The sequence below is a fragment of the Bacteroides sp. CAG:189 genome, assembly GCF_000432295.1.
In the GTDB taxonomy this organism is placed as follows: Bacteria; Bacteroidota; Bacteroidia; order Bacteroidales; family Bacteroidaceae; genus Bacteroides; species Bacteroides salyersiae.
In genome coordinates, this window is sequence record NZ_HF991059.1 from 1 (window position 1) to 977 (window position 977).

The window sequence follows — 977 nt, forward strand, 5'->3', positions numbered from 1 at the left end:
ACCCAGTTTGCTTATAACACCACTACAGACGGAGAAAAAGTAGAAAGTCAGACCGTATATACAGTGAAAAACGGAAAGTATCTCCAACAACATCTGAAGTACAACTATACCTATGACGATAAAGGAAATGTATCACAGAAAGAGGTTCTGAAATGGAATGAGATCACAAAAGTTTTCGAAAAGCAATATTGCCTGAATATTACGTACAATGCGCAGGAAACAAGCATCGAATACACCGCATGGGATAACAAAACAGGGGCATACTCCGATTCCAGAGCCAAAGCCGTGTATCAGACTACGAATGCCGGACAAGGCTTTAATTATCTGAGCTACGAATGGAACAAGAAAGAAAATAACTGGAATTTAGCAAAAGAACACGCCATCCTTTATGGAGACAACGCCCTGATGGCCGACAAATAAATTCTCTCTCTATAAAAACTCTAACAAAAAATACGGCTGCGAAAGGTTTGCCCCTCGCAGCCGTATTACATATGTACCCGTTTCGTATTCTCTTATTTCGCACTTGCCAGAAGACGGACCATACCATCGTTGTTCAAATCATAAGTGCTCTTTTCCATATTCTTATCGAAAGAATTGCTCTTTGTATTCCAGAGAGCATAATTCATTTCTACGGCATCGGAATGATAGGATACATTCAGTTTGAAATAAGGAGTCCAGCATGCTTTTACACTGTCCCACTTGGCAGCTTCCTTACAGACCACCCGGTTCTCGGAATCATAAGTATACGTGTAGCGGAGGTGGCGGAACAGATGACCGTCTTCATTACGATAGATCGTTTTAGCTACCAACTGCTCACCGTTCATCTCATCATTCTTCACATAATTGGTGGGATTACCTGCATTTGCACTCATTACACTTGCCATTACCACTGCTACCATTACCACTGCTTTGAAAAATACATTTGTCTTCATAATCGTTATTTTTTTATTGTTATTATTTCCTCTGACTATCGGCGG

At 40.6% G+C, this 977-nt stretch carries 2 protein-coding genes; one reads left to right on the forward strand and one right to left on the reverse strand.

Annotated elements, in window-relative coordinates; all coding sequences use genetic code 11:
• Positions 1-420 (forward strand): DUF3836 domain-containing protein (locus QVP90_RS08600; RefSeq protein ID WP_288204133.1); only part of this gene is annotated, 420 nt, incomplete at its 5' end.
• A gap of 92 nt (positions 421-512) precedes the next feature.
• Here the strand turns inward: QVP90_RS08600 and QVP90_RS08605 are convergent.
• Positions 513-932 carry a DUF3836 domain-containing protein gene (locus QVP90_RS08605; protein ID WP_021936178.1) on the reverse strand — a complete coding sequence of 140 codons (420 nt, stop codon included), beginning with the start codon at positions 930-932 and terminating at the stop codon, positions 513-515.
• Between the last annotated feature and the right edge of the window lie 45 nt (positions 933-977).

Excerpts from the sequence above, each read along its gene's own strand:
- QVP90_RS08605 (WP_021936178.1), bottom strand. The coding sequence starts at position 932 with ATGAAGACAAATGTATTTTTCAAAGCAGTGGTAATGGTAGCAGTGGTA.